We start from the raw sequence: 22,171 nt of genomic DNA on the forward strand, positions 1-22,171 counted from the left end.
TCCTAGATTTCCAGATAAATACTCGATGACAAGTTTCATTTTAAATTCATCACTATATTTAGCCAAAAAAACACCCCCGAAAGTTAGTTTTTTCACTCTAACTTTCGGGGGTCGGTACCCGGCAAAGCACGTTTTTTATTTAAAGTCCCTTATTGGCCTTGAACTGTCACTAAGTGATGATTCTGCAAGAAAGCTTCCATTTTGTTGCATTCCATTGGCTTTTCGATCAGGTAGCCCTGTGCATAGTCACAATCCAACGTCTTAAGCAACTTTAGCTGATGAGGTGTTTCAACTCCCTCGGCAACCACTTTGAGGCCGAGTCCCCTCCCCATCATCGAGACGGATTCGACGATTGCCACATCCGGGGATCGATCTTTCATATTCTGGATAAAGGAACGATCCACTTTCAGGATATCAATCGGCAAATGCTTCAAGTAACTGAGTGAAGAGTACCCTGTACCAAAATCGTCGATCGCAAGTTTGACCCCTATTTCCGAGAGGGCTTCCATCACTCCGATCGAGAAAGCTGGATCATGAAGCATGATGGTTTCCGTCAGTTCCAGACAAAGATACTTAGGGGGAAGACCGGAAAGATCCAATGCTTCTTTCACGTCAGAGAGGAATGCCGGATGCTGGAATTGATTAGCCGATACGTTCACAGAGATGTAGAAATCCCCCCTCTTGTGATCCAGCCAATCTTTTAGTTGCAAACACGCACCATTCAAGATCCACTTCCCAAGTTCTTGAATCAAGCCGGTTTCTTCTGCCAATGGGATGAATTCCACCGGAGGGATTAGCCCCTTTTCTTTGTGTTGCCATCTGAGCAGCGCTTCACATCCAATGATGGTTTCATTGGATATTTCAATGATCGGTTGGTAGGCGATGAACAACTCATCCTTCTCAATCGCTCTACGTAGATGCGCTTCCATTTCCACTTTCCGGACCGTCTCTTCATTTATGTCACTGGAGAAATAAACCGTGTTATTCCCGCCCCTTGATTTTGCAAAATTCATTGCTGCATCCGCATTACGCAGGACATCCTGGGTAACCTGTCCGTCTCTCGGATAGATTCCCACGCCAATGCTGACGGTCATATAAAACTCTTTCCCCTTATAAGTGAACGGTTCCCTGATTGTCTTTAAGATATCGTCCGTCAATGAAGAAATGTTGTCTTTATCCACGTTTTTAGAAAGAAGGACAGTAAATGTATCCCCGCTGAACCTGCCGAGATACGCCCCCTTGGGGAGCGTTGCTTTCAATCGTTCTGCAAGCTCTTTTATGAGCACATCCCCTGCTTTGTGACCCAATGTATCATTGATGATCTTGAAACGATCGATATCCATGAATAGGACGGCTAATTCACGTTTCTTCTTATCGGCCCTGTTTATATGCTCATCCATCAAATCCCGGAATTTCTGCTTATTGGGGAGATCTGTATCGCCATCAAAATATGCGAGCTGGGTGATTTTCTTTTCGGATTGCCGTTGCAAGGTGACGTCTTTACCGATTCCGAATATGCCGACACATTGTCCATTTACCGTGATGGGGATATTCTTTATTTGAAAATGATTGATTCTTCCATCCTTTGTACTAATCGGGAGATCGTAGTACTGCTCCCTCCCATCCATCGCACGATAGAAATGCCTCCTCACCCTTTGTCGATCCTTTTGCATGATGAAATGCAATGCGTTTTTACCGATCAATTCTTTCTCGGTAAAGCCGAATGTCTTGATGAATGAGGGGTTCAACGACGTGAAACGCCCTTTCAAATCGGTGCTATATACAAAATCCGTATTGTTATCAAAAAGGGATCGATAATATTCTTCGGATACAACGATATTCTGGGTAAGTTCCTTAATGTCGGTTGATGCCGAATTGATCAGGTTCGTCAGCGACATCATCGCATTGGCTTCATGGGTCAAGTGGAAGTCGGACTTGAAATCCTGCAACGGCTCCCTGACTTCTTCTGATATACCCAAATAGGTCAAGGAATGTGCGAATAGCTTCGGCTTATTGTTTGCATCATGACCGAATTCACCGTACGAGAAAAATCCATTTACTGCTGCGATCGAATTCAGCTTGGCAAGCTCCTGGTTGGTGAAATCCTTTAAATTCCTTTTTCTCGCTACACAATTATAAACAAAATGAGACTCCACTGGACGTCGCTTCAGTTTATTTAACTGCTTTGTTGTGGAATCAACCAAATCCTGTACATTTATGAAACCAAAGCTCACCTTATCCCCCGGTTGCATCTCCCGGCTCACTTCGATGGCGCCATTCGAGAGGATATCCGTGACATAAACAGCAGACTTCCCTTCCTCCTGCCGCGTAAGAAACGGGAACTCCATTGATGAGTCAGGAAGATTTTTCACGAATTCCCTTCCCAGATACCTTTCCAACGTTTGAGGGGGCTTTTTCCCGCTTATCTCATAGATGATATTTCCCTTCGCCTTTGTGATTTCAAAGGCCGGCCCTACCTCCTGCCAATGCTCGAGTGCATATGTCTGCACATGCAAACCAGAATGATTCAGCGAAGCCCCCGCATATCCATTGCGCGATATCTTGCTATTTGTAAACACATAAGATGGACGCATGTCGGGGTGGTCGGCAGAAACCCCACCTACGATGTTGTATTCGTCATTTTTTGGTGCCAACGTATCTAATAGACCCGTAATGTCAAGCTTAAGGTGACTGACAAAGAGCATGACGGCTTTTGTATCGAAGCGAATCAATTCATCATATAAGCGCTCTGCATACTTCTTTTCCGATTCCTCAACCAGGAAAGCCTTCACTTCAGTCCTTTCAAATGCTGTGAACGAAAGGATGGTGTCTGCATTCAGCTTTCCCTCAAATATTTGACTGACAGAGCTGCAACCGATAAGCGTTGCCTTGGGAAGTAATTCATTCAGCTCTTTTTGCAGTGAAGTAATGAATTGGATGGAAGATTGACCTGCGAAGGCTTGTATGAGGAGAGATGGAAATAGATCCAAGTCATGTTCCTGAATGAATCGGGTAAGAGAATCTCGATCTTTGTATATATATTGAAAAGACGTAATCATGGTCCACACCTACTCTATAAATACATGTTACTACAAAAATACCACAAATCGACAATTTTGGATATTCATTTTTTTAGTTTAATGGTTGTGGTCCAACCTACTGACTTAAAGATAGATAAAAGATTAAAAAAAAGAACCTGCACGATGCAGGCCCCTCTTAAAAAATGTGGATTCCAAGCGGTAATCTGAAACCTAAGAACAAAACAATGATAAGTGAAAGGGCAAGAAGCATCCAGAATACTTTCGTGTCCTTCCCTTTTTTCATCCGGACAAGCAGCATTTCAAACATACCGATCACCCAGATACCGACCAATCCTTTAATCCCATAAAGTGCAGGATCGATCCCCTGATGTTTCCAGAATAATAACGCTCCTGTCAAGATGATCAGCAGATAGAAGAGACGAAGGATCATATGAACCACTTTCATGCCTTTTGCTTTGCCGGCATTATGTAAGCCTACGGCTACAAAGAAAAGAATAATCGCGATGACCCAGGTTGTGATATGGGCGTGTGTGTTATCAAACATTGTGAACCTCCCAGAGCTAGTTTTATACATGCTCATTTATATTACCACATACGGTCCGGCAACAGAAATGTAAGCCTTCACTGTAACTGATTTGTCAAATTTCCGAGTCCCTCGACTTCAATATCGATCCTGTCCCCCGCTTTCAAATATCGGGGCGGTGTAAATCCTTTCCCGACACCGGCAGGCGTTCCGGTCGCGATAATATCTCCCGGTTCGAGCGTCATACCTTGTGAGAGGGTGGAAATGATGTCAGGAATCCTGAAAATCATCAACCCTGTACTAGAGGACTGGCGTACCTCCCCGTTCACCGAAGTGGTGATCGTCAGTTGGTGGGGATCTGCCACTTCACTTTTTGTGACGATATAAGGACCGATCGGACAACTGAAATCCAAGCTCTTACCTATAAAGAACTGACCGTGTTTCTTCTGCAAATCCCTTGCGGTTATGTCATTAACGATCGTATACCCAAATACATGATCCATCGCATCGTCAGGAGAGATTTTGATCCCTCTTTTCCCAATGACGACAGCCAACTCCCCTTCGTAATCCAGTTGACTCGTTACATCTTCGTGCAAAGGGACTGTATGGCCATGTCCCGCCACCGTGTTGGTTGCTTTGGTGAAGATCATGATATGTTCTGGTATATCGTCACTGCTCCCCATTTCTATCGCATGTTCACGGTAGTTTTTGCCCACACAGATGATGTTCCTCTTCACCTCTGGCATTGGTGGAAGCCAGTTGATCTCTTCTATCGAGAGGGTATGTCCACTTAATTCCCCCTCTGATTTCGCCCTCTGGAGAAGGGAGGAAATTTGCTGTAAGAACTCTTCACCTTTTGCGATTCCATCCAGGACCCTTAAAGGCAGTGCAGCATTATAATAAGATGATAGTGGGAGCAGATCAATTACCCTGTCACCATCAACGATCCCATATGATTCTTTTCCTTCCACTTCAAAACTGCACAACTTCATCCTTTTCCATCTCCTTTACTTTATAAGAATGGTACCCTACTACATTCCAGCTTGCCTCTTTGATTGCTTCCCATAGGTAAGGGTACGCCAAAGTCTCTCAACAGGCCCTTGCTTGAATGACGAAAGCCAGATTTCAGAGAAGATCACCTGGATGATAAAGATTCCCATGGCAAGGAAGGTCCCCGTCGTCAATGTGACTTCCCCGTACAATCCAAGACCATAAGAATAGAAAATCAACGTTCCAATGATCGACTGTAAAAGGTAATTGGTCATTGACATTCTGCCTGCAGATGCAAGGGGCTTGCTCCATTTCTTCAATTTTTTATTCTCTAATAATAATGCAAGGATAATTGCATAAGATACTGATAAGAAAGGACCACCTAAGAAATCCTGTATGTAGGAATAAGCCATATTCGTTTCAATCAGCAGCGGAAGCATCTTGATTCCGATACTTGAAATCAACAAGCCTGCACCGAGGATACCCCATCTTTTCTTATGTGCGGTCACCTTTTCAAGAAGCTTCAATTTCCCTGCCCCCGCTCCGATCATCATGACCGGAAGGATGGAAAGCAACAGAAACACAAGGTTGCCTGGTGAATTCACCAAGTACCAATCCTGAAAACGCTGAGACATGATGTCAGAGAAGCTGCCAGATGAATACGAGGCGACGGAATCCTGGATTGCACCGATATCCGTATAATGAGTGACGCCTGCGGGATCTGCATAGGTCATCAAAACTAATAAAATACTAAAAAACAGCTGGGGCAGTAACAAAAGCAAGCTGCCCATCATGAGTAACATCTTTCCTGACAGATTCATGAATAGTAATAGTAACAGCCCGAAAACCGCATAATTGATAAGGATGTCACCTGACCATACCAGGAAAGCATGGACACAGCCGATCCCCAGTAATACGATAAGTCTCCTCACTGCGAAAGGATAAAAAGGCTTCCCTCTCATGGCAGCCCGGCTCTGTTGGATCGAAAGGCCATACCCAAATAACATGGCGAACAAGGGATAGAAGCTCGCTTGTACCAGTACATCGACCCAAGGATATAGAGTTCGATCCTCAGGCACCTTCCACCAGGAATAGGGATCCATATAAAGGAAAGGGGAATGAAAGGAGATCATGTTGATGAGAAAGATTCCGAGCAATGAAAAACCCCTGATTACATCAAGACTGACGATGCGCTCTGATTCTTCAATAGGCGATAACGCGTTCATGGTTCATCCTCCAATGACTAGTATTCTCTTATTGTACACGACTTACACCTGATAGGCGATTATCACTTTCCGCCTTTCCACATACACTAACAATAATTATCTTAGTCTTAAAGGTGTGAGTCGAGATGCCCGCAATCGTCGGAATAGCGCAGGTCGTAAGTGTCGGTTCCAGTGGGGTTTTCCACATTGGGGATGTATTCACCATCAACCCCATCTCTACAGCTAAAACCTTTGCTGGTGCAGGTTCTTTCATCACCGGAAAAGGAATTTCAGTTTACAATGAAAGCTCATTGACATATACAGTGGATGATGAAGTCATGGACCAAGGTATAAACTTCAATCTATGAGGGTGATGCATGGTGAATTATTACCTTCAACAAACCATTCAAATTCGATTTATCAAAATCGGGGGAATGACAAATTCATCCGTATTGCAGATTGGTGCTTGCGGTCAGATCAATACGAACAGCTACCTCTATAATACAGGAGGGTATACCGAACCCGCCCCCGAAGCCCAGAAGAAAAGCACGACAGAATCACAGGGTGCACCAAGTACCTCACTTGTACCATTACAAGCACCAGGACCCCTATAAAAACCTGCAACAGAAAGAGGTGTTAGGATGAGTCAATATTACTTGACCCCACAGCAAATCTATCAATATATCGAAACGCTTAATAAGAAAATGATGGCGCTTGAGAAACAGGTGAACGCACTTTCCGAGGAGCTGACCACATTGAAGGAATCACCTAAAATCAATGTGGAAAAAATTGAATATAAATTCGATCAATTAAAGGTTGAATCTCTAGACGGAACCTTGAATATCGGATTGAATCCAGGCGGGTTGAAAGAAGAAATTGAAGATTTTGCCGTTGATCCGAATGGTAAGAAAAAAGCGGTAAAAGACCTGACCCCTTATAAAGAAAAAATTTCAAAAGATATCAGCTCCTATATCCAGAATGACCTGCCGTCATTGATTTCTGACCAAGAACTCCAGCTTCAGCGCTCGATTGATGCATCCTATCATCAGATGATCCAACAGGATTTAATGAATCAAATGCCACAGAGAATTGATTTCTACGTACAAAACATACCGTTTATTGAAGGAAAGCAGACCGGCGAAGAATGGACAGAAAAAATCATCTCGAAAATCAAGCAGGATATCCAGTCCGCCCTCTTTTCTTTCATGTCACAAATGCCGGAAAATATGGAAGGGATGAAGAATGATGAATCTACAAGTGATTAATCGCGAATTATCTGTCGGCAACATAGAAATTGCGGGAGTAGCCAGCGCCTCCCTGGTACTAGTCGGGGATGCTGACGTGATTCAATTGGCTTCAGCCTTCGATACCCCTCCCGAATCACTGTTGATCGGTCCATTCGTTCCACTGACACCGAAAGGTTAATCATCGTGTTAAAACGATATTCGATTGTGAACGAACTGTCAGGGGTCACCCTTTCCTTCTCTTCAGTCTATCAGCTTGGGGATTCTCAGAATATATTTTCAACGACGAAGGCGTTCGCGGTACAGCGTGAAAAAGAATTTTTCCTGAGCAGCGAAGGAAGGTTCGACTCAGATGTATTCAATAAACCCATCGAACTTCCCCCGCCGAATCCGAGGGTTACGGTGAACCGTTTAAACCTAGCCCCCATCAAAGTGAATTGCTTGAAAATCAGGGCAACAGCCTTCTCCTCCATCGTCCATATCGGGAACACCTGCAATGTTTACATGGATTCAAGGGTCAAGAACGTCAGGCAACTCGAGGGCGAAGCAGAGTATACCGAAGAGGAAATGGAAGCAATCCAGGAGATGGAATTCCCTGGTGTCGAAGAGGGTGAAACGGTTGAATTCATTCAATTCGAGGACTAAACGATGGAAAAGGAATGAACGCTCTAACGTTTGTCACATAGATTAGAAGTATAGATAAAAAAAGAAGGATGTTTTTTATGCCTGCGATTATTGGACCTGTTTCCATTCTTAATGTAGGTGGCGGAAATGTTCAATTTGGAGATACGGCCATCATCTCCCCGAAGTCCGCTTCAAAAACATTCGGCGGATCTGGTGGATTCAACACTGGCCCCTTTCAATTGAGTTATAACGTTTTCAGTATCACCAACACATTCGATTGTAACGTCGTAGATCAGCCAATCACTGGAAATAACTAAGAAGCAAAAAGTCAATTCAAAGACTTTTTGCTTCTTGTTTTTTCTTTCCACTCTTTGCCCTGCATAGGTAACTAACCCTAACTCCAAATTGACCATCACTACCGTTTCTTTTTCCGTTCATTGCTCTTTTTGGTCTTGACCAATCTCGAAGGGGGCTGCTTGCGGATCCATTTGATAAACTTACTTATCTTCTCATCTTTCCTCAATTCTTCAATTGTATTGAGCCTTACCCCCAGCTCTTCATTCGTATATAGCGAATGAATTTGTTTGTGACACGGGATGCACAGTTCCGCTGTCGGCAGGAATGTACCCCCCACTTCTTTAGGGGTCAGATGGTGTATCGTAGTATGAACCGGTTCCCTCGCACATAGTTCACAGCGCCCCATTGATTTATTCTTCATGATTATTCAGCCCTCATCATCATATTTACTATGTATCTTACCCACTTGTGGAAGGAATAAAAAAACCGCTTCAAGATCGGATAGATCTTGAAGCGGTTTTGTTCAGTCTATTTCGAGCAGGTGACCTCCATCAAAGAAATAAAGGTATTTTTCTGATACGGTTTCTTTCCAGATGGATTCCAGTGCCTTTGTATATAGCTCGATCTGGATTTTATATCGGGTTTCGAGAACTTCCTTCGCTTCCTCGAAACCTTTTTTATAACGGTCATGAATGCCGTCCGTCTTATAATCAAGCAGGACAATGCCTGACTCATCCCTGAAGATACAGTCGATGACCCCTTGGACAAGAACCGTTTCTTCGGGAGGCTCCTCCCCTGACTCAGATAGCTCCCTTAAAGGTACACTCATACTGAACGGGACTTCCCTTTGCACTCTGTCAGCCTTCAAGATCCTCATACCCGGTTCACTATCAAAGAATCGGACGATGTTTGTGATCGAAATCGATTGCCGTTGTTCCTCAGAAAGGATTTCCTTTCTCACAAGATCCTCAAGAAGGGTTTTTACGCTTTCTTCGGAAGGCTTACCATCCGTGAACGAAATATGCTGCATGACGGTGTGCATGGCCGTCCCTTTCTCGGCAGGTGATAACTCTTTGGACTGCATGAATGCTGGTCGATTATAGACGGGTTTCTGTTGGCGCCTTAACAGCTCGACGCTTGAAGATTCATCCCGGATTTCATACATTCTCTTCAGTTCGGAGACCGATTGTTTCGAGCGTAGCCTCGTCGCCTGGATATTTGGATACGTCCACGATAAGCGCCCGACGACGTCCTCTTTCAGGGATGATTGCAGATTGACTTCCTTCCCTTCCTCGACTTGCGACGCCCAATCTTCTCCTTCTTCAAGGTCGACGTCCTCTTCACCCATCAGTTCGGCCTTATTGATTTTTGTGACGTTCCAGCAAGAAGGGTGGGCATGGACCCCTTCATCCCCTTCCGGTCGCTGAATGGCTCCTCCATGAAGTTCTTTACAGTGGGGATGACGGATAAGAGATGGCCCGATCCAATCAAGGTAGGAGCTGGCACCTGCACGATCATAATCCGGTAGCAACCATCCGCTTTCACTCATGGAACCCTTCCATTTCTCTATCGATTTTTCCAGATCCTTGACTGTCCCGACCAGGAACAACCTTTCCTTTGCACGTGTCAACGCAACATATAGTACACGCATTTCTTCAGAAATGGCTTCCATCCGCTTCTTTCTCTTGAACGCAAGCTGAGGGAGGGAAGGGTAACTGATGCGCTTCTCAGGGTCGGTATATTTACTTGCAAAGCCAAGATCCTTATCCAATAAATAAGAGGCATTCAAATCCATCAGGTTGAATTGCTTAGAAGTGCCTGCCACGAAAACGATTGGGAACTCGAGTCCTTTACTGGAGTGGATCGTCATTAACCGGACAACATCTTCCTGCTCGCTGAGCGCCCGTGCTACACCGAGGTCATCACCGCGTTCCCTCATCCTGTCGATGAATCTCAGGAAACGGAACAGTCCCCTGAAAGTCGTCTCTTCATATTGACGGGCACGGTCATAGAGGGCACGGAGATTCGCTTGCCGTTGTTTGCCCCCTGCCATACCTCCGACATAATCGTAGAATCGGGTGTCCCTGTAGAGCTGCCAGATCAATTCCGTTACCGATCCTTGACGGGCGATCGTCCTCCAGCGATCCAGCTGGTAAGAGAATAGCTTGATCTTCTCGAATGCCTCCTCTTCACTTGCCCTTTCCGGTTTTTTCGAAGCGAATTTCTTCATCGCTTCATAATAGGTACCTGATCTTGAGTGCATTCTGATACTTGCCAGCCCTTCTTCATCAAGCCCCACGATCGGTGAACGCAGAACGGAAGCTAGCGCAATATCCTGATAAGGATTGTCAATCACTTTCAACAGGGACAGCATGATCGAAACTTCGGTCGCTTCAAAGTATCCCGTTGATAAGTTTGCATAGATCGGAATCCCCTGTCGCTTGAACTCTTCCATGATCTCAGAAGCCCACGGCATCGAACGGAGCAGAATGACGATATCCTTATATTGGACCGGCCTTTCCGTCTTTGTTTTTGGATCGTAAACCGGGGTCCCCCCTTCAATCATCGCTTTCACTCTTCCCGCCATGTATCTTGCTTCAAGAACGGACTTCTCGATATCCTCTTCATCGAACACGGAGAGAGGTTCTTCTTCTGGTGCGGCGGCTTTTTCACCTGTTTCCTGGTCAATCAAGGCCACCTCGATCGGATATTCCTTCTCTTCCGGGTATGGAGCACCTTTCACCAATTCCGCTTCTCGGTTGTACTCCATTTCCCCCACAGCCGTCCCCATAATCTGCTTGAACAAGAAGTTAGTACCTTCGAGTACCTCTTTTCGGCTCCTGAAGTTCCGTGACAAGTCAATTTTCAATCCACTTTCTTCTGGTTCCGGGAGAAAACGATTATATTTCGCCAGGAAAAGGTTCGGTTCCGCCAAGCGGAATCGATAGATGGACTGTTTGACATCGCCTACCATGAACCGGTTGCCAGTCGATTCTTCTTCGCCTGTAATGAGGAGTAGTATCGACTCCTGAACCATATTCGTGTCCTGATATTCATCAACCAGGACCTCTTTAAATTTATCCTTATATTGAAGGGCCGCATCCGATGGTGTTAGTGCCCCATCACTTCCCTTCTCTTTCAGGATTTCAAGACAGAAATGCTCCAGGTCTGCAAAATCCACAAGCCCTTTTTCCTCTTTCACCTTTTTGAATCGGTGCCCGAATTCAATGACAAGTTCAGAAAGAGTGCGAATGACCTCTTTCATACTTAACATATCGGTCAAAAAGGATTGGGGTCTCCGGAGAAAAAATTCCTCCTGAAGCTTCTCTAGCATCTTCTTTGCCTGATCACGAAGCTTTTTGGCTTCGTCAACCAGATCCTTATCGAATTCATCACCACGGCATGGTTTCAATTTCGTGAATGTTAGATTCTGCATCTTGTCATAAAGGGTGTTCCACGAAATCCCTTGAGCGTCGATCAGTTCATTCACCAGTGAAAGATCATCCAGGAAATTCACGGCTCTAGGAGCTGGACCGCCGGGCAACTTCGTCATATCCATTGCCCTCTCCAACAGCTTCTTTGCGCCGTCCAGCTGAAGACGGATATCCATCTTAAGCGTACCGATCAACGGCAGATCATCGATCATCGTGTCTTCATCAATGCTATACATCGAAGATAATTCCCGAAGCCATTCATCCGGATCCGGATGTGAGCGGGAGAAATCATATAGCTTCCTGATCATTTCCTGTAAAGCTCCATCGCTACGGTCGTTTGAGAACGTATCTACCAGCCTGAAGAAGTCTGTATGGTCCTTTTTCCCGTATTCTTCTTCAAGTAACTCTTCAAGTACCTCATCCCTGATCAAATCACCTTCCGTATCATCAGCAATCCGGAACCCGGGATCGATATCGATCAAATAATAATATTTACGTATCACTTCCAGACAGAAAGAATGAAGCGTCGAAATTGATGCCCGATTCAATAGGCTGAGCTGCTTTCGCAGATGGGTGGAATGGGGGTCTTCATCAATGGCCTTCTCGATCGCCTGTCCGATACGATGTCTCATTTCAGCTGCGGAGGCATTCGTAAAGGTAACGACGAGTAGTTCATCCACATCCAGGCGATCTTCCTCAGAGAGGATGCGCTGTATGATCCTTTCTACGAGTACAGCTGTTTTACCCGATCCCGCAGCAGCCGCTACAAGGATGTCCTGACCCTTTGCCCAGATGGCTTTCCATTGATCATCCGTCCAAGTCACATCCAAAGGTCTTTCAGGTATGGAATAGTTATTCATTTCCCTCAACCTCCTCTCTTATCTTTGCAAGCAGATCGTCCGGTTTCGCAGTAGGCAGTACTCTATATTCATTCTCCTCAAGGGACTGATCGAATTGACAAACAGACTTGTAAGAGCAGAACTGACAGGGAGTCCTGTCTTTTAATTTATATGGTGTAATCTCGGTCGCGCCAGATACGATCCGGTTGCCCGCCTTTTCATACAGTTTCCTCACGTGCTGCCTCATGTATTGGAAATCTTCCTTGGAAGCCGCCTTCGACCTCGATGACAAGCTCCCGTCTTTTTTGATCCCCGCTGAAATGATATCTGAATTACCTGTATCCAGCGTCTGATCCATCAGACGGACGATGTCCGTATCACCCAGTACGAGACCTTTCATTTTAAAACTCTTTAAGATTTCTTTCTCGATTTGATCGAGGGTCAAGATCTTTTTACTGTTGATCAGTGGATTGTGGACATGGAAATACAGGACCCCAGCCGGCTGGGCTTCTTTGCCGACGAACTGTTTGGAGTGAGATAGGACGATGTCGAGATACGTCAGCATCTGCAGCGCCAGCCCATAATACACTTCTGTCATATCAAGGTCCCTGGCGCTGGATTTATAATCGACGATGCGCAGATATACCCCATTCTCATCTTCCGCCTTATCAACCCTGTCGATTCTTCCCTGCAGCTCCATTTTCGCACCGCTTTTCAGTTGGAATTGGAACGGTGGAAGATCGGCCTGCGGTCCGAAGCCGAGTTCCACTCCGACTGGAACAAATCCGCTCGCTTTTGCATGTTCACTTAAAATCAGACTGGCACGGCTGATGATATGCTCAAGCTTACGCGCGATATAATAAAGGCGGTTCGAGCTTAACAAGATCTGATGTTGAAGCTTAGGGGCAAGCATGGCCACGGCATCTTTCGCCAACTGCATGCACTGTGCCTTTGTTAGTCCGGCCCAGGTCAAACCATGTCGCTCGACTTCCTCTGAAATCCATTTCAATGCCGAGTGGAACATCTCCCCGATATCGGGTGCCTCCAGTTTGAATAATTCCCTTTCCCGCAGCTTCAAACCGTGACTGGCAAAGTGGGAGAATGGGCAGCTATTGAACAGTTCCATCCTTGAGACACTTGCGAGGATGTGATCTCCATAAAGATCTTTACTCGTTTCTTCTGAGAGAGCATGTGCTTCGTTTCGATAGAATAAGCTGGACAAAATATGCTGAGCCTGCCACTTCCATTGTGGTGATGCTGCATAGAAATTGTAAACGTCCCACCAGAAATCATGGATCGGATAGCCCCTCTTCTTCAACTGAAGCTGCGAAGTAAGGTGGGAGATCGACACATTCGGGTGACTGATATAGTGGAGCTGATCCATTTCAGGAAGTTCCGACGGTTCGTTGAATAATAGCTTCGTGCGTGCGTCCGGATACATCTCCTTGAATCTTTTAATATAGGATGACGGAAGCAGTGCTTTTCCTTCATCATTTGCAATCGGATAGCTTATGACTAGCTTTTCACTCGAAGTAGTGAAGGCTTTATACGCAACAAATTCTTCATCCAGGAGCTTCGTCCTGTTCGTCGGGGCGATTTTGAAGCCCTGCTGGAGCAAGGTTTCCCTGTCATCGTCCGAAAGAACACCTTCCTCTGTCATCTTTGCGGGGATGACTCCATCGTTGACCCCGATGATAAACGCAGCTTTGATATCAGCAAGCCTGGATTTCTCCAGGTCGGCTATGATGACCTGATCGATTGCGGGGGGAACGAGTGAGAATTTCATTGACTCCATCCCGGCATCCAGTACGGAAGTGAATTTCTTCACTGTCGTCTCTTCATCTCCTAGCATCTCGACATATTGATCCAGCAAGTCGATGACGGCACTCCATGCCTGATCATGCTCCCTCGCTGCAACTAGGTCTCCGCGGTCTTCGGCCTGTATCCTCAACCGTTCAAGTTTAGCCGGTATATCCAATTCTTCCAGATATTGATAGAGCGTTTCGCAGAATCCCCTTCCCGTCTTTTGTTTTTTAAAACGTTTGCCCAAGCGGACAATCGGTGCTGAAATAAAGAGCCTCAGCTCATTTATTTCGTGTTCCAGTTCTTTTTCCCGATCTGTCTGCGGGGCATCGACATGTTCCAGTCCCCTGAAGCGGCGATATTTCCACCGATCTTTATTCGTCCAGCGATCCCCTTGAATACCGTATGCAAGCACATAGTTTTCCAACCTGTCCATCTGCTCCCTCAATTCGGTGGGATCTTTATCAACCGGGAAGAGCATGTCTGTTTTCACCGCCCTGAACACCGGCTCATATCTCCAGTTGGAGTTCATGATTTCAAGCGTCGATCGAATCAATTCAATCAAAGGATGATTCAACATCGTCCTCTTTTGATCAAGGAAAAACGGGATCTCGTAATCTTGGAAGATCGTTTCGATTTTGTCCCTGTAATCTTGATTATTGCGGACAAGCACCGCTATATCCTTATACCTGTATCCGTCAAGCCGTGCCAATTGCCTGATTTCCCTGGCGATCCCTTCTACTTCGGCACGCCGGTTGGCCGCTTCGAGGAATTCAATGGATCCTTCGCCTTTATACGGAACGGCCGGACGCTCTTCAAAGTATCTTTCCATATGAGTGATCGGGCCACTTTTATATCTCAGCGGTTTGACGAACACTACCTCCTCGACCGCCCTATTTCCGTTACGGCAAATTTCCTTCAGCGTTTCATGCGTTTCATTCGTCATCCTGAACAGGCTCAGTTCATCCATGGTCCCCATTTGCTGATCCGGGTCCGTGGTCAAGGCGATGGACACCTTCCTGCAGTGAACAATGAGTTGTTCAATGATGGAATATTCCTGAGGAGTAAAACTGTGGAATCCATCGATATAGATCTCGGCATCCTTCAAGAGCTCGGATTTTTTAATGTTATCTGCCAGAAGTTGAAAGTAATCTTCAGAATCTATGTATTTCCCAAACAGCCTTTCTTCGAATTTACCGTATATGAGTTCAAGATCATGAAGCTTATCCTTCAATGCCTTCGATTGTCCCTCTTCCTGATCCAATCCACCCAATTCGGAAGGTGCTATGCAGTATCTTTTGAACTCAGTCAACATTGCCTCCACATGGTCGATGAATCCTGGTTTATCCGAAGCCTTGGTGAATATACGCAATTGTTCTTTATTTTCTTCGATGATTTTACGGATCATCATATTCAGGCCGACATTCGATAAATGATAACGGCTCATTCCACCTGTTTCCTGGAGGACTTTCCAAGCCAACCTCGTAAAGCTGAATACCTGGGCACGGATCATCCCATTCAACCCAGGAGTATTCACTAATTCATACTCCGATATGAATGACATCTGATCGGGCACAAGGTAAATGATCGGGTCGCCGTTCGGATTTTCAGAAAGCTTTTCTTTTATTTCAGCCAGCATACCGTAGCTTTTACCTGTTCCTGCCCGGCCAAGCATGAATCTAACAGCCATCATCTCACTCCTTTTTACATCTTTCTCTATTTTACCCAGGGGGTTCTATCTTTTTTTGTATAGGTCCATTATAAACGATATTGCCGTTGAACAAATCCTTCCTGCTTCATTCTTACTTGAAAATATCTGGGAGCTGCTGCATACAGTAAAGAAGGCAGGTGATTAGATGGAGGAACGATCGTTCAAATCGATTTCTGTGTTGCTGGTGATGATGGGAGTTATGGTGGCGAGTAATATTTATACCTTCATTCCCATTTATGGGGATATTGCCGCATCAATCGGAATCCCTCAACATTCGGTCGTATGGGCAGGCAGCTCATTTTCGTTCTTTTATGCATGCGGTTTATTGATATTCGCCAATATTGCCGACCGATTCGGGAAGAGGGAAATCCTGCTTTTCGGGATGATCATATCCACTCTTTCCACGGCTCTTGTGACCATCTCATTTGATTCGTTTAGCCTATCCTTCACCAGGGGACTTCAAGGTTTTTGCCTTGGAAGCTTCGCCCCTGTGGCATTTTCCTATACGTATGATCTATTCAATGGAAAAAAGCGGACGCTTTTACTTGCACTGATCAATTCAGGTTTTCTCTTCGCAGGAATCCTGGGACAATTACTCAGTGAGGGAATCACTCGCGTCAGCCATTGGGGTGCCGTCTTCTTGTTCTTTTCGGCCGTATATCTTTTCTTATTCTTTTCCGGAAAAAGAATTCTTCCTGCAACACTTCCACCAAAAAGAGGGATTGCCAGACACCCCGTCGCCATCCTTTATTCCTTATTGATTCACAAGCAGCTGATGATTCTTTATCTTATCGTTTTTACATTACTTTCATCATTTGTATTCTATTACGACAGCCTGAACAGGTTCCTGCATGATGACGGGACCCTTCTATTGTACATCAGGCTCATGGGCCTGGTTGGGGTTTCCTTGTCCCTTTTCACAGGCAGGTTACTTGATGCACTCGGATCCTTTAAAACCCTTTTCATCGGTTTTTCCATTGCTGTCACATCGATAGGTGTTTCCTTTATGTATTTGATCACCCCTATGTACCTACTACTGATGATTTCCTCTATTTTATTTGTTTCTGCCATCTCCCTGTTGATCCCAACAGTCATCACTCTCATCGGGGATATCAGCGGGAAGGAGAGGAGTCAGGCACTCAGCCTATACTCATTCATTTTATTAGGAGGCACCAGCTTAGCCCCCCTGTTCGCAATGAAATTGACTTATATCCAATCACTGTCATTGCTCTTGATTTGCTTTATTCTCAACCTTATCCTCGGGGCTTTTTTGTCCATCCTGAGACGCGAGGAACCGAAGAAGGAATCGCCCGGACAGATCATGGATCGATAACAAAAAAAAGAAGGCGTTTCAGCCTTCCCTCGTGCGATTCCGCCATTCTTCCTCAAGCATTCCATACAATTGCATATCATGGCGCTTCCCGTCCCTTTGCAGGAATTCGCGGAAGCTCCCTTCTTTAATGAATCCAAGAGATTCATATAAACGGATCGCTGGGTCATTATAGGAAAACACCGTTAACTGGATGCGATGCAAATTCAACTCGCTGAAAGCAAAAGCCATTAAGCATTCCATCGCTTCCCTTCCATAGCCTTTCCCTTGGTACTCTTCACCGATCAGGATCGAAAGGCCGGATACCCTGTGTGCCCATAGAATGCCGTCCAATTCAACATACCCGATCAAGCAGTCGTCTCTTTTCAGTCGGATGGCAAATCGATATCCATTTTGCTCCTGTTCACCCATCCACCTCTTCATATCCTCGGTGGACTTTGGCCTGTACGGAACGGCATCAAGTGCTCTCTGCACCCTTTCATTCCGCCCCCATTTCATCAATTGCACTTCATCCCCTGCCATAAAACCTGTCAGATAAAGGGCATCTCCTGTAAGTAACTGATTCATCCATCTTCACCTCGTAAGATAGAATTCGAGGCCGGATGAGGAATTCCCTTTATAATGTCGGTATGCTTTCCAGTAATGCCGTTTTATTTACTTTTCCGACATGGGTTTTCGGAAGGCTTTGAATGAAATAAAAATGTTTGGGGATTTTATAGGCTCCCAATGTTTCAAGACAATGTTCTTTCAATTGAGTGCTTGTAACGGTCTTTCCCTTACGTAGGGTGATGAAAGCGGTGACCACTTCCCCCCATTTTTCGTGGGGTATCCCGACTACTGCACTCTCTGATATAGATGGATGCTCACACAGACAATGTTCGATTTCCTGGGGATAAATATTCTCTCCCCCTGATATGATCATATCTTTCTTACGTCCGACGATATAGTAATCACCTTCAGCATCCACCTTAGCGAGATCACCTGTATGGAGCCAGCCATCCATTAACACCGCAGACGTCGCTTCAGGCATCTGCCAGTACTCTTTGAACAGGTGATCACCTCGGAGTAGCAGCTCGCCGACTTCCCCTTGCCCCACACAGTCCCCTCTGTCATCGACGACTTTCACTTCGTTGAACATCATCGCCTTTCCGACCGACCCTTTCTTCATTCGACCGGGATCGATATAGAAATTATTCGGCCCCGCTTCTGTTAAGCCATATCCTTCTTTGAATTGAATCCCTTTGGCCTTGAAAACATCATAAACTTTCCCAGGACATGGGGCTCCACCGGAAAGGAAGACCTTCATCTTCGGAAATGAAGCAGCCTTGAATTCATCTGAATCCATCAACCCGTGATACATTGTCGGCACCATCAAGACGATGGTACATCCGTGTCCATTCAGCATATCAACCGATTGGACAGGATCAAACCGTTCGGCAGTCACCACCTTGCCACCGATCATCAAGAGCGGCAAGGACAACGCATTCAATCCCCCGGTGTGAAAGGTCGGAAGATACGTAATTGTGCTGTCCTCTTCCGTTAAATTCCAGCTCAATACTGTATTGATGCTGTTTGCCATAATGGAACGGTATGAAAGAACGACTCCTTTTGACTTCCCCGTTGTGCCTCCTGTATAAATCATGACCCATGGATCGTCTTTATCCATCCTCATGGGTTCGGAAAGCCCCTTTCTCCCGTATACATCATCGACAATACTCTCTAGCTTCATTGCCTGTAAAGGGAGAGGAAGCCTCCTTACCAATCCCTCAAATTCAGCTTGATACAGGATCATCTCAGGTTCGCTGTCCTTCATTAGTGAAGTGATTTCAGTAGATGAAAGACGCCAGTTCAGCGGAACAAAAACAGCACCGACTAAACTGCAGGCAAACAACAATTCAAAGCAAACTGGATGATTCTTTGATATCAGCGCAATCCGATCTTCTTTCTGGATCCCTTTCATTTTCATATATTCAGCCCACTTTGCCGCTCTTGAGTAAAGTGTGCGGTATAGGATCTTCTCGTTGGTGGTCCCATTGACAAGCGCCACTCGTTCAGGAGAGATGATTGATCGCTTCTGCAACCAATCTGCCACTTTCTCCATTTCATCTCCTCCTCGGATTGGAATGACCTTCATTGTATGAGGGGATAGTTACAAATAAGTTACACAACGAAAACACTGAAATCCACACGACCCCAACTAACACTCAAAATAGAGATGCACAAAAAAAGTACCTGCCCGATTGGACTGGTACTTCATTATGCATACTCCTACACGGTTTCTACCATGACAGACGCCCCCATGCCCCCACCGACACATAGCGACGCAAGACCCTTTTTAAGATTCTGCCTTTTCAGCTCGTGTACGAGAGAGACGACAATCCTTGCACCTGTGCATCCTACAGGGTGCCCGATGCTGATGCCACTCCCATTTACATTCACTTTATCCCGATCAAGGCCAAGCTCTTTTTCCACTGCCAGATACTGAGCCGCAAATGCTTCATTGATTTCGAAAAGATCAATATCATCAAGCGACCAATTCCCATTATGTAGACTTTTCTTTATGGCAGGAACAGGACCGATCCCCATCACTTTTGGATCGACACCCGCGACAGAGTATCCTGAGATCCTGGCCAATGGCTTCAGACCCCTTGCCTTCGCTTCTTCTTCACTCATCAGGATCAAAGCTGCGCCTCCATCGTTCAGACTTGAGGAGTTCCCGGCTGTGACCGTTCCCCCTTCACGGAAAGCCGCCTTCAATTTAGCCAATTTGTCCGCACTCAATCCTGCGCGCGGGCCCTCATCCGTTTCAATCACTTTCTCTCCTTTACGTTCCCTAACCGTAACAGGGACGATTTGAGAATCGAAATAACCCTTTTCGATGGCATTCACAGCCCTCTGATGACTTAGCATGGCAAATTGATCTTGTTCTTCCCTTGAAATCTCATGGATTTCCGCCAGATTCTCAGCCGTTTCCCCCATCATGATGCCGTGGATCGGGTCTTCAAGTACTTCCCACACAGAATCACGGATTTCACCGTGCTGAAGTCGTTGTCCAAATCGATGCTGCTTCAATATATACGGACTTGAACTCATCGCTTCCACTCCTCCAGCCAGCACGATATCCGACAATCCTGTCTGGATTTGCATGGCAGCCGAGATGATTGCCTGCATCCCACTTGCACATTGTCTTTGAATCGTATAGCCTGTCGTCGCATCATCGAAACCTGAAAGCAGTGCGGCTGTCCTCGCTGTATTCGGCTGGTCGGTACGCTGAATACAGTGCCCAAGGATGACTTCATCGATATCCCCCTTATTCAAACCGCTCAGCCTGGATGCTTCCTTCATGACCGGTACGATCAGATCCGTCGGAAGCAGATCCTTGAATGCCCCTCCGAATGCTCCGACTGGTGTTCGAAGGGCTGATGTGATCACTACGTTCCTCATATTTCCTCTTCCCCTTTCCGTATTCCTCATGTTCGTTACATCATGATACCGCCGTCCACATGCAGGACTGTGCCATTCACATAGTCACTGTCATCCGATGCCAAGTATAAATAGGCTTTCGCGATATCGTCGGGTTTTCCTAGCCTGCCCATTGGGATCATCGATTTCATGCCTTCAATCACTTTATCCGGGACACTTGCCACCATTCCCGTATCAGTAAAGCCCGGGGCAACGGCATTGACATTGATTCCTTTTCTCCCAAGTTCCTTCGCCCAGGTCTTGGTCATCCCCACAACGGCCGCCTTTGTCGCAGCATAGTTCGTCTGCCCGACATTTCCATAGACACCGCTAACCGAAGAAGTGTTGATGATTTTACCCTTTCCGTTTTCAATCAAGTGTGGAAGTACGGCTTGCGTACAGTTGAATACACCCGTCAAGTTGACATCCAGCACTTTTTGAAAATTCTCTGCTGACAATTTATGAAGCATCCCATCCCTTGTGATGCCTGCGTTATTGATGAGGATATCAATCTTCCCGAAATGTTGCTTTGCCTTTTGAACAAATCGGTCCACGGAAGTTCGGTCGGCAACATCCCCTTGAAAGAATGCCGCTTCCCCATCACCGATCCCTTTCAGGGATGTTTCTTTATCCCTTCCTGTCTGTTCATCATAATCTACCAGTGCGACATGACACCCTTCTCTTACAAACAATTCGGCTGCCGCATACCCTATTCCATTTGCCGCCCCCGTAATGAGAGCGACCTTCCCTTTCAACCTCATGAAATTTCCTCCTTTTGCTGCAGAAATGATGTAATCACCCCGAGTAGTTGATCCAAGTCATCCACAAGCGGGGAATGTCCACTATTCACTAATTCTACCAAGCTTGCATTTTCCCCTATGTCCTCCACAATCTCAGCTGTCATCTCGTTTGAAATGACCTGATCCCTGTCACCCCTCAGCACGAGCACGGGAATCGATATGGAGCTTGCCTGATTCGATCCCGCTACAAGCCCATTATGATGAGCACTGATATTGAACGTATTGAGTGCATGATAGATTTCCGCAAGATTACGCTGTGATCTCATGTCATCGATGTATTCTTCATACAGCGCTTCATGCGGCCTTGCGTGAGTATAGATGAGCATATTCCATAATGCCCTAAGGAATTCCCTGTCGTTGTTGTCATAAGCGTTTTGTACCGGCAGGGTCTTGCCCTTATCCTTCCTCACTTCATCCAAGATCTGAAGTCGACGCCCGACATCCACTGAACCGTCTTCTTTCGTACCGAAGAAGGGATATCCCCTTGTGGAAGCAGAGGCCAGTAGGACCAGCTGATTGCAGTATCCCGGATAGTCCGCTTCGAACTGCATGGCAACCGCTCCTCCCGTGGACCACCCGATCAGGGAAAACCCAGTCAACCCCAGTTCATCCACCCAGTCTTTTACGTCCTGTGCCAGTTCTTTGATGCTGGTGATGGGTTGATGATAGCTGGACCCGCCAAATCCCCTCATATCAATGGCATAAAGTTTGTAATGCTCATCCATACGTTCCATTACCAGATCCCAATGTTTTGATGAAGTCATGTTCCCATGGATCAGCACGACCGGCACATGTCCGCCTTCCCTTTCCCGGTAAGCCATTGTTTCTCCGTTCGCCAACAATATTTTCTTCATTTCAACAAGCATCA

The 22,171-nt window shown here is 45.9% G+C and carries 19 protein-coding genes; 7 read left to right on the forward strand and 12 right to left on the reverse strand.

The genetic code is table 11. The features are described 5' to 3' along the window. Nucleotides 1-149 precede the first annotated feature (149 nt). The 4 genes from LCM10_RS15515 to LCM10_RS15530 all read right to left on the reverse strand — a co-directional run bounded on the left by LCM10_RS15515 (nucleotide 150) and on the right by LCM10_RS15530 (nucleotide 5,780). Nucleotides 150-3,059, reverse strand: a complete 2,910-nt coding sequence (locus LCM10_RS15515; RefSeq protein ID WP_224877212.1) for an EAL domain-containing protein — start codon at nucleotides 3,057-3,059, stop codon at nucleotides 150-152. Nucleotides 3,060-3,216: 157 nt separating this feature from the next. After that, complete coding sequence (locus LCM10_RS15520; RefSeq protein ID WP_224877213.1) at nucleotides 3,217-3,585, reverse strand: YisL family protein; 369 nt, start codon at nucleotides 3,583-3,585, stop codon at nucleotides 3,217-3,219. 77 nt (nucleotides 3,586-3,662) lie between these two features. After that, nucleotides 3,663-4,556: a fumarylacetoacetate hydrolase family protein gene (locus tag LCM10_RS15525; RefSeq protein ID WP_224877214.1), complete on the reverse strand. Its 894-nt coding sequence runs from the start codon at nucleotides 4,554-4,556 to the stop codon at nucleotides 3,663-3,665. A gap of 39 nt (nucleotides 4,557-4,595) precedes the next feature. Continuing rightward, nucleotides 4,596-5,780, reverse strand: a complete 1,185-nt coding sequence (locus tag LCM10_RS15530) for a DUF418 domain-containing protein (RefSeq protein WP_224877215.1) — start codon at nucleotides 5,778-5,780, stop codon at nucleotides 4,596-4,598. A 125-nt stretch (nucleotides 5,781-5,905) separates the two neighbouring features. Here LCM10_RS15530 and LCM10_RS15535 point away from each other — a divergent pair, with 125 nt between their 5' ends. The 6 genes from LCM10_RS15535 (at nucleotide 5,906) to LCM10_RS15560 (ending at nucleotide 7,944) form a co-directional block, all read left to right on the forward strand. Beyond that, nucleotides 5,906-6,127: a spore germination protein gene (locus LCM10_RS15535; RefSeq protein WP_224877216.1), complete on the forward strand. Its 222-nt coding sequence runs from the start codon at nucleotides 5,906-5,908 to the stop codon at nucleotides 6,125-6,127. Nucleotides 6,128-6,139: 12 nt separating this feature from the next. Further along, nucleotides 6,140-6,373: a spore germination protein GerPB gene (locus tag LCM10_RS15540; protein ID WP_224877389.1), complete on the forward strand. Its 234-nt coding sequence runs from the start codon at nucleotides 6,140-6,142 to the stop codon at nucleotides 6,371-6,373. A gap of 27 nt (nucleotides 6,374-6,400) precedes the next feature. Next, nucleotides 6,401-7,024, forward strand: coding sequence for a spore germination protein GerPC (gerPC, locus tag LCM10_RS15545; protein ID WP_224877217.1), 624 nt, complete (start codon nucleotides 6,401-6,403; stop codon nucleotides 7,022-7,024). Continuing rightward, nucleotides 7,005-7,184, forward strand: a complete 180-nt coding sequence (locus tag LCM10_RS15550; RefSeq protein WP_224877390.1) for a spore gernimation protein GerPD — start codon at nucleotides 7,005-7,007, stop codon at nucleotides 7,182-7,184. Before gerPC ends, LCM10_RS15550 begins: the two co-directional genes overlap by 20 nt. Before the next feature lie 5 nt (nucleotides 7,185-7,189). Beyond that, complete coding sequence (locus LCM10_RS15555) at nucleotides 7,190-7,648, forward strand: spore germination protein GerPE (RefSeq protein ID WP_224877218.1); 459 nt, start codon at nucleotides 7,190-7,192, stop codon at nucleotides 7,646-7,648. Between the two features lie 77 nt (nucleotides 7,649-7,725). After that, nucleotides 7,726-7,944 (forward strand): spore germination protein, encoded by a 219-nt coding sequence (locus tag LCM10_RS15560; RefSeq protein WP_224877219.1) that lies wholly within the window; start codon nucleotides 7,726-7,728, stop codon nucleotides 7,942-7,944. A 98-nt stretch (nucleotides 7,945-8,042) separates the two neighbouring features. Here the strand turns inward: LCM10_RS15560 and LCM10_RS15565 are convergent, their stop codons facing one another. The 3 genes from LCM10_RS15565 to addB form a co-directional block, all read right to left on the reverse strand. Beyond that, nucleotides 8,043-8,345 (reverse strand): HNH endonuclease, encoded by a 303-nt coding sequence (locus tag LCM10_RS15565; RefSeq protein WP_224877220.1) that lies wholly within the window; start codon nucleotides 8,343-8,345, stop codon nucleotides 8,043-8,045. Between the two features lie 102 nt (nucleotides 8,346-8,447). Next, nucleotides 8,448-12,218: a helicase-exonuclease AddAB subunit AddA gene (gene addA, locus LCM10_RS15570; protein ID WP_224877221.1), complete on the reverse strand. Its 3,771-nt coding sequence runs from the start codon at nucleotides 12,216-12,218 to the stop codon at nucleotides 8,448-8,450. Continuing rightward, nucleotides 12,211-15,690 (reverse strand): helicase-exonuclease AddAB subunit AddB, encoded by a 3,480-nt coding sequence (gene addB / locus LCM10_RS15575; protein WP_224877222.1) that lies wholly within the window; start codon nucleotides 15,688-15,690, stop codon nucleotides 12,211-12,213. The genes addA and addB overlap by 8 nt, the downstream gene beginning before the upstream one ends. A gap of 166 nt (nucleotides 15,691-15,856) precedes the next feature. Between addB and LCM10_RS15580 the strand changes: the two genes are divergently transcribed. Next, nucleotides 15,857-17,044 carry an MFS transporter gene (locus tag LCM10_RS15580; protein ID WP_224877223.1) on the forward strand — a complete coding sequence of 396 codons (1,188 nt, stop codon included), beginning with the start codon at nucleotides 15,857-15,859 and terminating at the stop codon, nucleotides 17,042-17,044. 18 nt (nucleotides 17,045-17,062) lie between these two features. Here the strand turns inward: LCM10_RS15580 and LCM10_RS15585 are convergent, their stop codons facing one another. The 5 genes from LCM10_RS15585 to LCM10_RS15605 all read right to left on the reverse strand — a co-directional run bounded on the left by LCM10_RS15585 (nucleotide 17,063) and on the right by LCM10_RS15605 (nucleotide 22,169). After that, entirely contained in the window at nucleotides 17,063-17,608 is a 546-nt protein-coding gene (locus LCM10_RS15585) for a GNAT family N-acetyltransferase (protein WP_224877224.1), read from the reverse strand. 49 nt (nucleotides 17,609-17,657) lie between these two features. Then, nucleotides 17,658-19,142 carry a class I adenylate-forming enzyme family protein gene (locus LCM10_RS15590; RefSeq protein ID WP_224877225.1) on the reverse strand — a complete coding sequence of 495 codons (1,485 nt, stop codon included), beginning with the start codon at nucleotides 19,140-19,142 and terminating at the stop codon, nucleotides 17,658-17,660. Nucleotides 19,143-19,309: 167 nt separating this feature from the next. Beyond that, the gene (locus LCM10_RS15595; RefSeq protein ID WP_224877226.1) at nucleotides 19,310-20,485 is read right to left on the reverse strand and encodes a thiolase family protein; all 1,176 of its coding nucleotides are present in this window, start codon (nucleotides 20,483-20,485) and stop codon (nucleotides 19,310-19,312) included. A gap of 35 nt (nucleotides 20,486-20,520) precedes the next feature. Next, a complete protein-coding gene (fabG, locus tag LCM10_RS15600) occupies nucleotides 20,521-21,264 on the reverse strand; it encodes a 3-oxoacyl-ACP reductase FabG (RefSeq protein WP_224877227.1) in 744 nt (247 codons plus the stop codon). Then, nucleotides 21,261-22,169 carry an alpha/beta hydrolase gene (locus tag LCM10_RS15605; RefSeq protein ID WP_318247505.1) on the reverse strand — a complete coding sequence of 303 codons (909 nt, stop codon included), beginning with the start codon at nucleotides 22,167-22,169 and terminating at the stop codon, nucleotides 21,261-21,263. The genes fabG and LCM10_RS15605 overlap by 4 nt, the downstream gene beginning before the upstream one ends. Between the last annotated feature and the right edge of the window lie 2 nt (nucleotides 22,170-22,171).

The organism is Rossellomorea aquimaris (assembly GCF_020171925.1).
In the GTDB taxonomy this organism is placed as follows: Bacteria; Bacillota; Bacilli; order Bacillales; family Bacillaceae_B; genus Rossellomorea; species Rossellomorea aquimaris_F.

What these genes read in the sequence shown, in the direction of transcription:
- LCM10_RS15515 (WP_224877212.1), bottom strand. Translation starts at nt 3,059, where the DNA reads ATGATTACGTCTTTTCAATATATATACAAAGATCGAGATTCTCTTACC.
- LCM10_RS15520 (WP_224877213.1), bottom strand. Translation starts at nt 3,585, where the DNA reads ATGTTTGATAACACACACGCCCATATCACAACCTGGGTCATCGCGATT.
- LCM10_RS15525 (WP_224877214.1), bottom strand. Translation starts at nt 4,556, where the DNA reads ATGAAGTTGTGCAGTTTTGAAGTGGAAGGAAAAGAATCATATGGGATC.
- LCM10_RS15530 (WP_224877215.1), bottom strand. Translation starts at nt 5,780, where the DNA reads ATGAACGCGTTATCGCCTATTGAAGAATCAGAGCGCATCGTCAGTCTT.
- LCM10_RS15535 (WP_224877216.1), top strand. Translation starts at nt 5,906, where the DNA reads ATGCCCGCAATCGTCGGAATAGCGCAGGTCGTAAGTGTCGGTTCCAGT.
- gerPC (WP_224877217.1), top strand. Translation starts at nt 6,401, where the DNA reads ATGAGTCAATATTACTTGACCCCACAGCAAATCTATCAATATATCGAA.
- LCM10_RS15550 (WP_224877390.1), top strand. Translation starts at nt 7,005, where the DNA reads ATGAATCTACAAGTGATTAATCGCGAATTATCTGTCGGCAACATAGAA.
- LCM10_RS15560 (WP_224877219.1), top strand. Translation starts at nt 7,726, where the DNA reads ATGCCTGCGATTATTGGACCTGTTTCCATTCTTAATGTAGGTGGCGGA.
- LCM10_RS15565 (WP_224877220.1), bottom strand. Translation starts at nt 8,345, where the DNA reads ATGAAGAATAAATCAATGGGGCGCTGTGAACTATGTGCGAGGGAACCG.
- addA (WP_224877221.1), bottom strand. Translation starts at nt 12,218, where the DNA reads ATGAATAACTATTCCATACCTGAAAGACCTTTGGATGTGACTTGGACG.
- addB (WP_224877222.1), bottom strand. Translation starts at nt 15,690, where the DNA reads ATGGCTGTTAGATTCATGCTTGGCCGGGCAGGAACAGGTAAAAGCTAC.
- LCM10_RS15580 (WP_224877223.1), top strand. Translation starts at nt 15,857, where the DNA reads ATGGAGGAACGATCGTTCAAATCGATTTCTGTGTTGCTGGTGATGATG.
- LCM10_RS15585 (WP_224877224.1), bottom strand. Translation starts at nt 17,608, where the DNA reads ATGAATCAGTTACTTACAGGAGATGCCCTTTATCTGACAGGTTTTATG.
- LCM10_RS15590 (WP_224877225.1), bottom strand. Translation starts at nt 19,142, where the DNA reads ATGGAGAAAGTGGCAGATTGGTTGCAGAAGCGATCAATCATCTCTCCT.
- LCM10_RS15595 (WP_224877226.1), bottom strand. Translation starts at nt 20,485, where the DNA reads ATGAGGAACGTAGTGATCACATCAGCCCTTCGAACACCAGTCGGAGCA.
- fabG (WP_224877227.1), bottom strand. Translation starts at nt 21,264, where the DNA reads ATGAGGTTGAAAGGGAAGGTCGCTCTCATTACGGGGGCGGCAAATGGA.
- LCM10_RS15605 (WP_318247505.1), bottom strand. Translation starts at nt 22,169, where the DNA reads ATGCTTGTTGAAATGAAGAAAATATTGTTGGCGAACGGAGAAACAATG.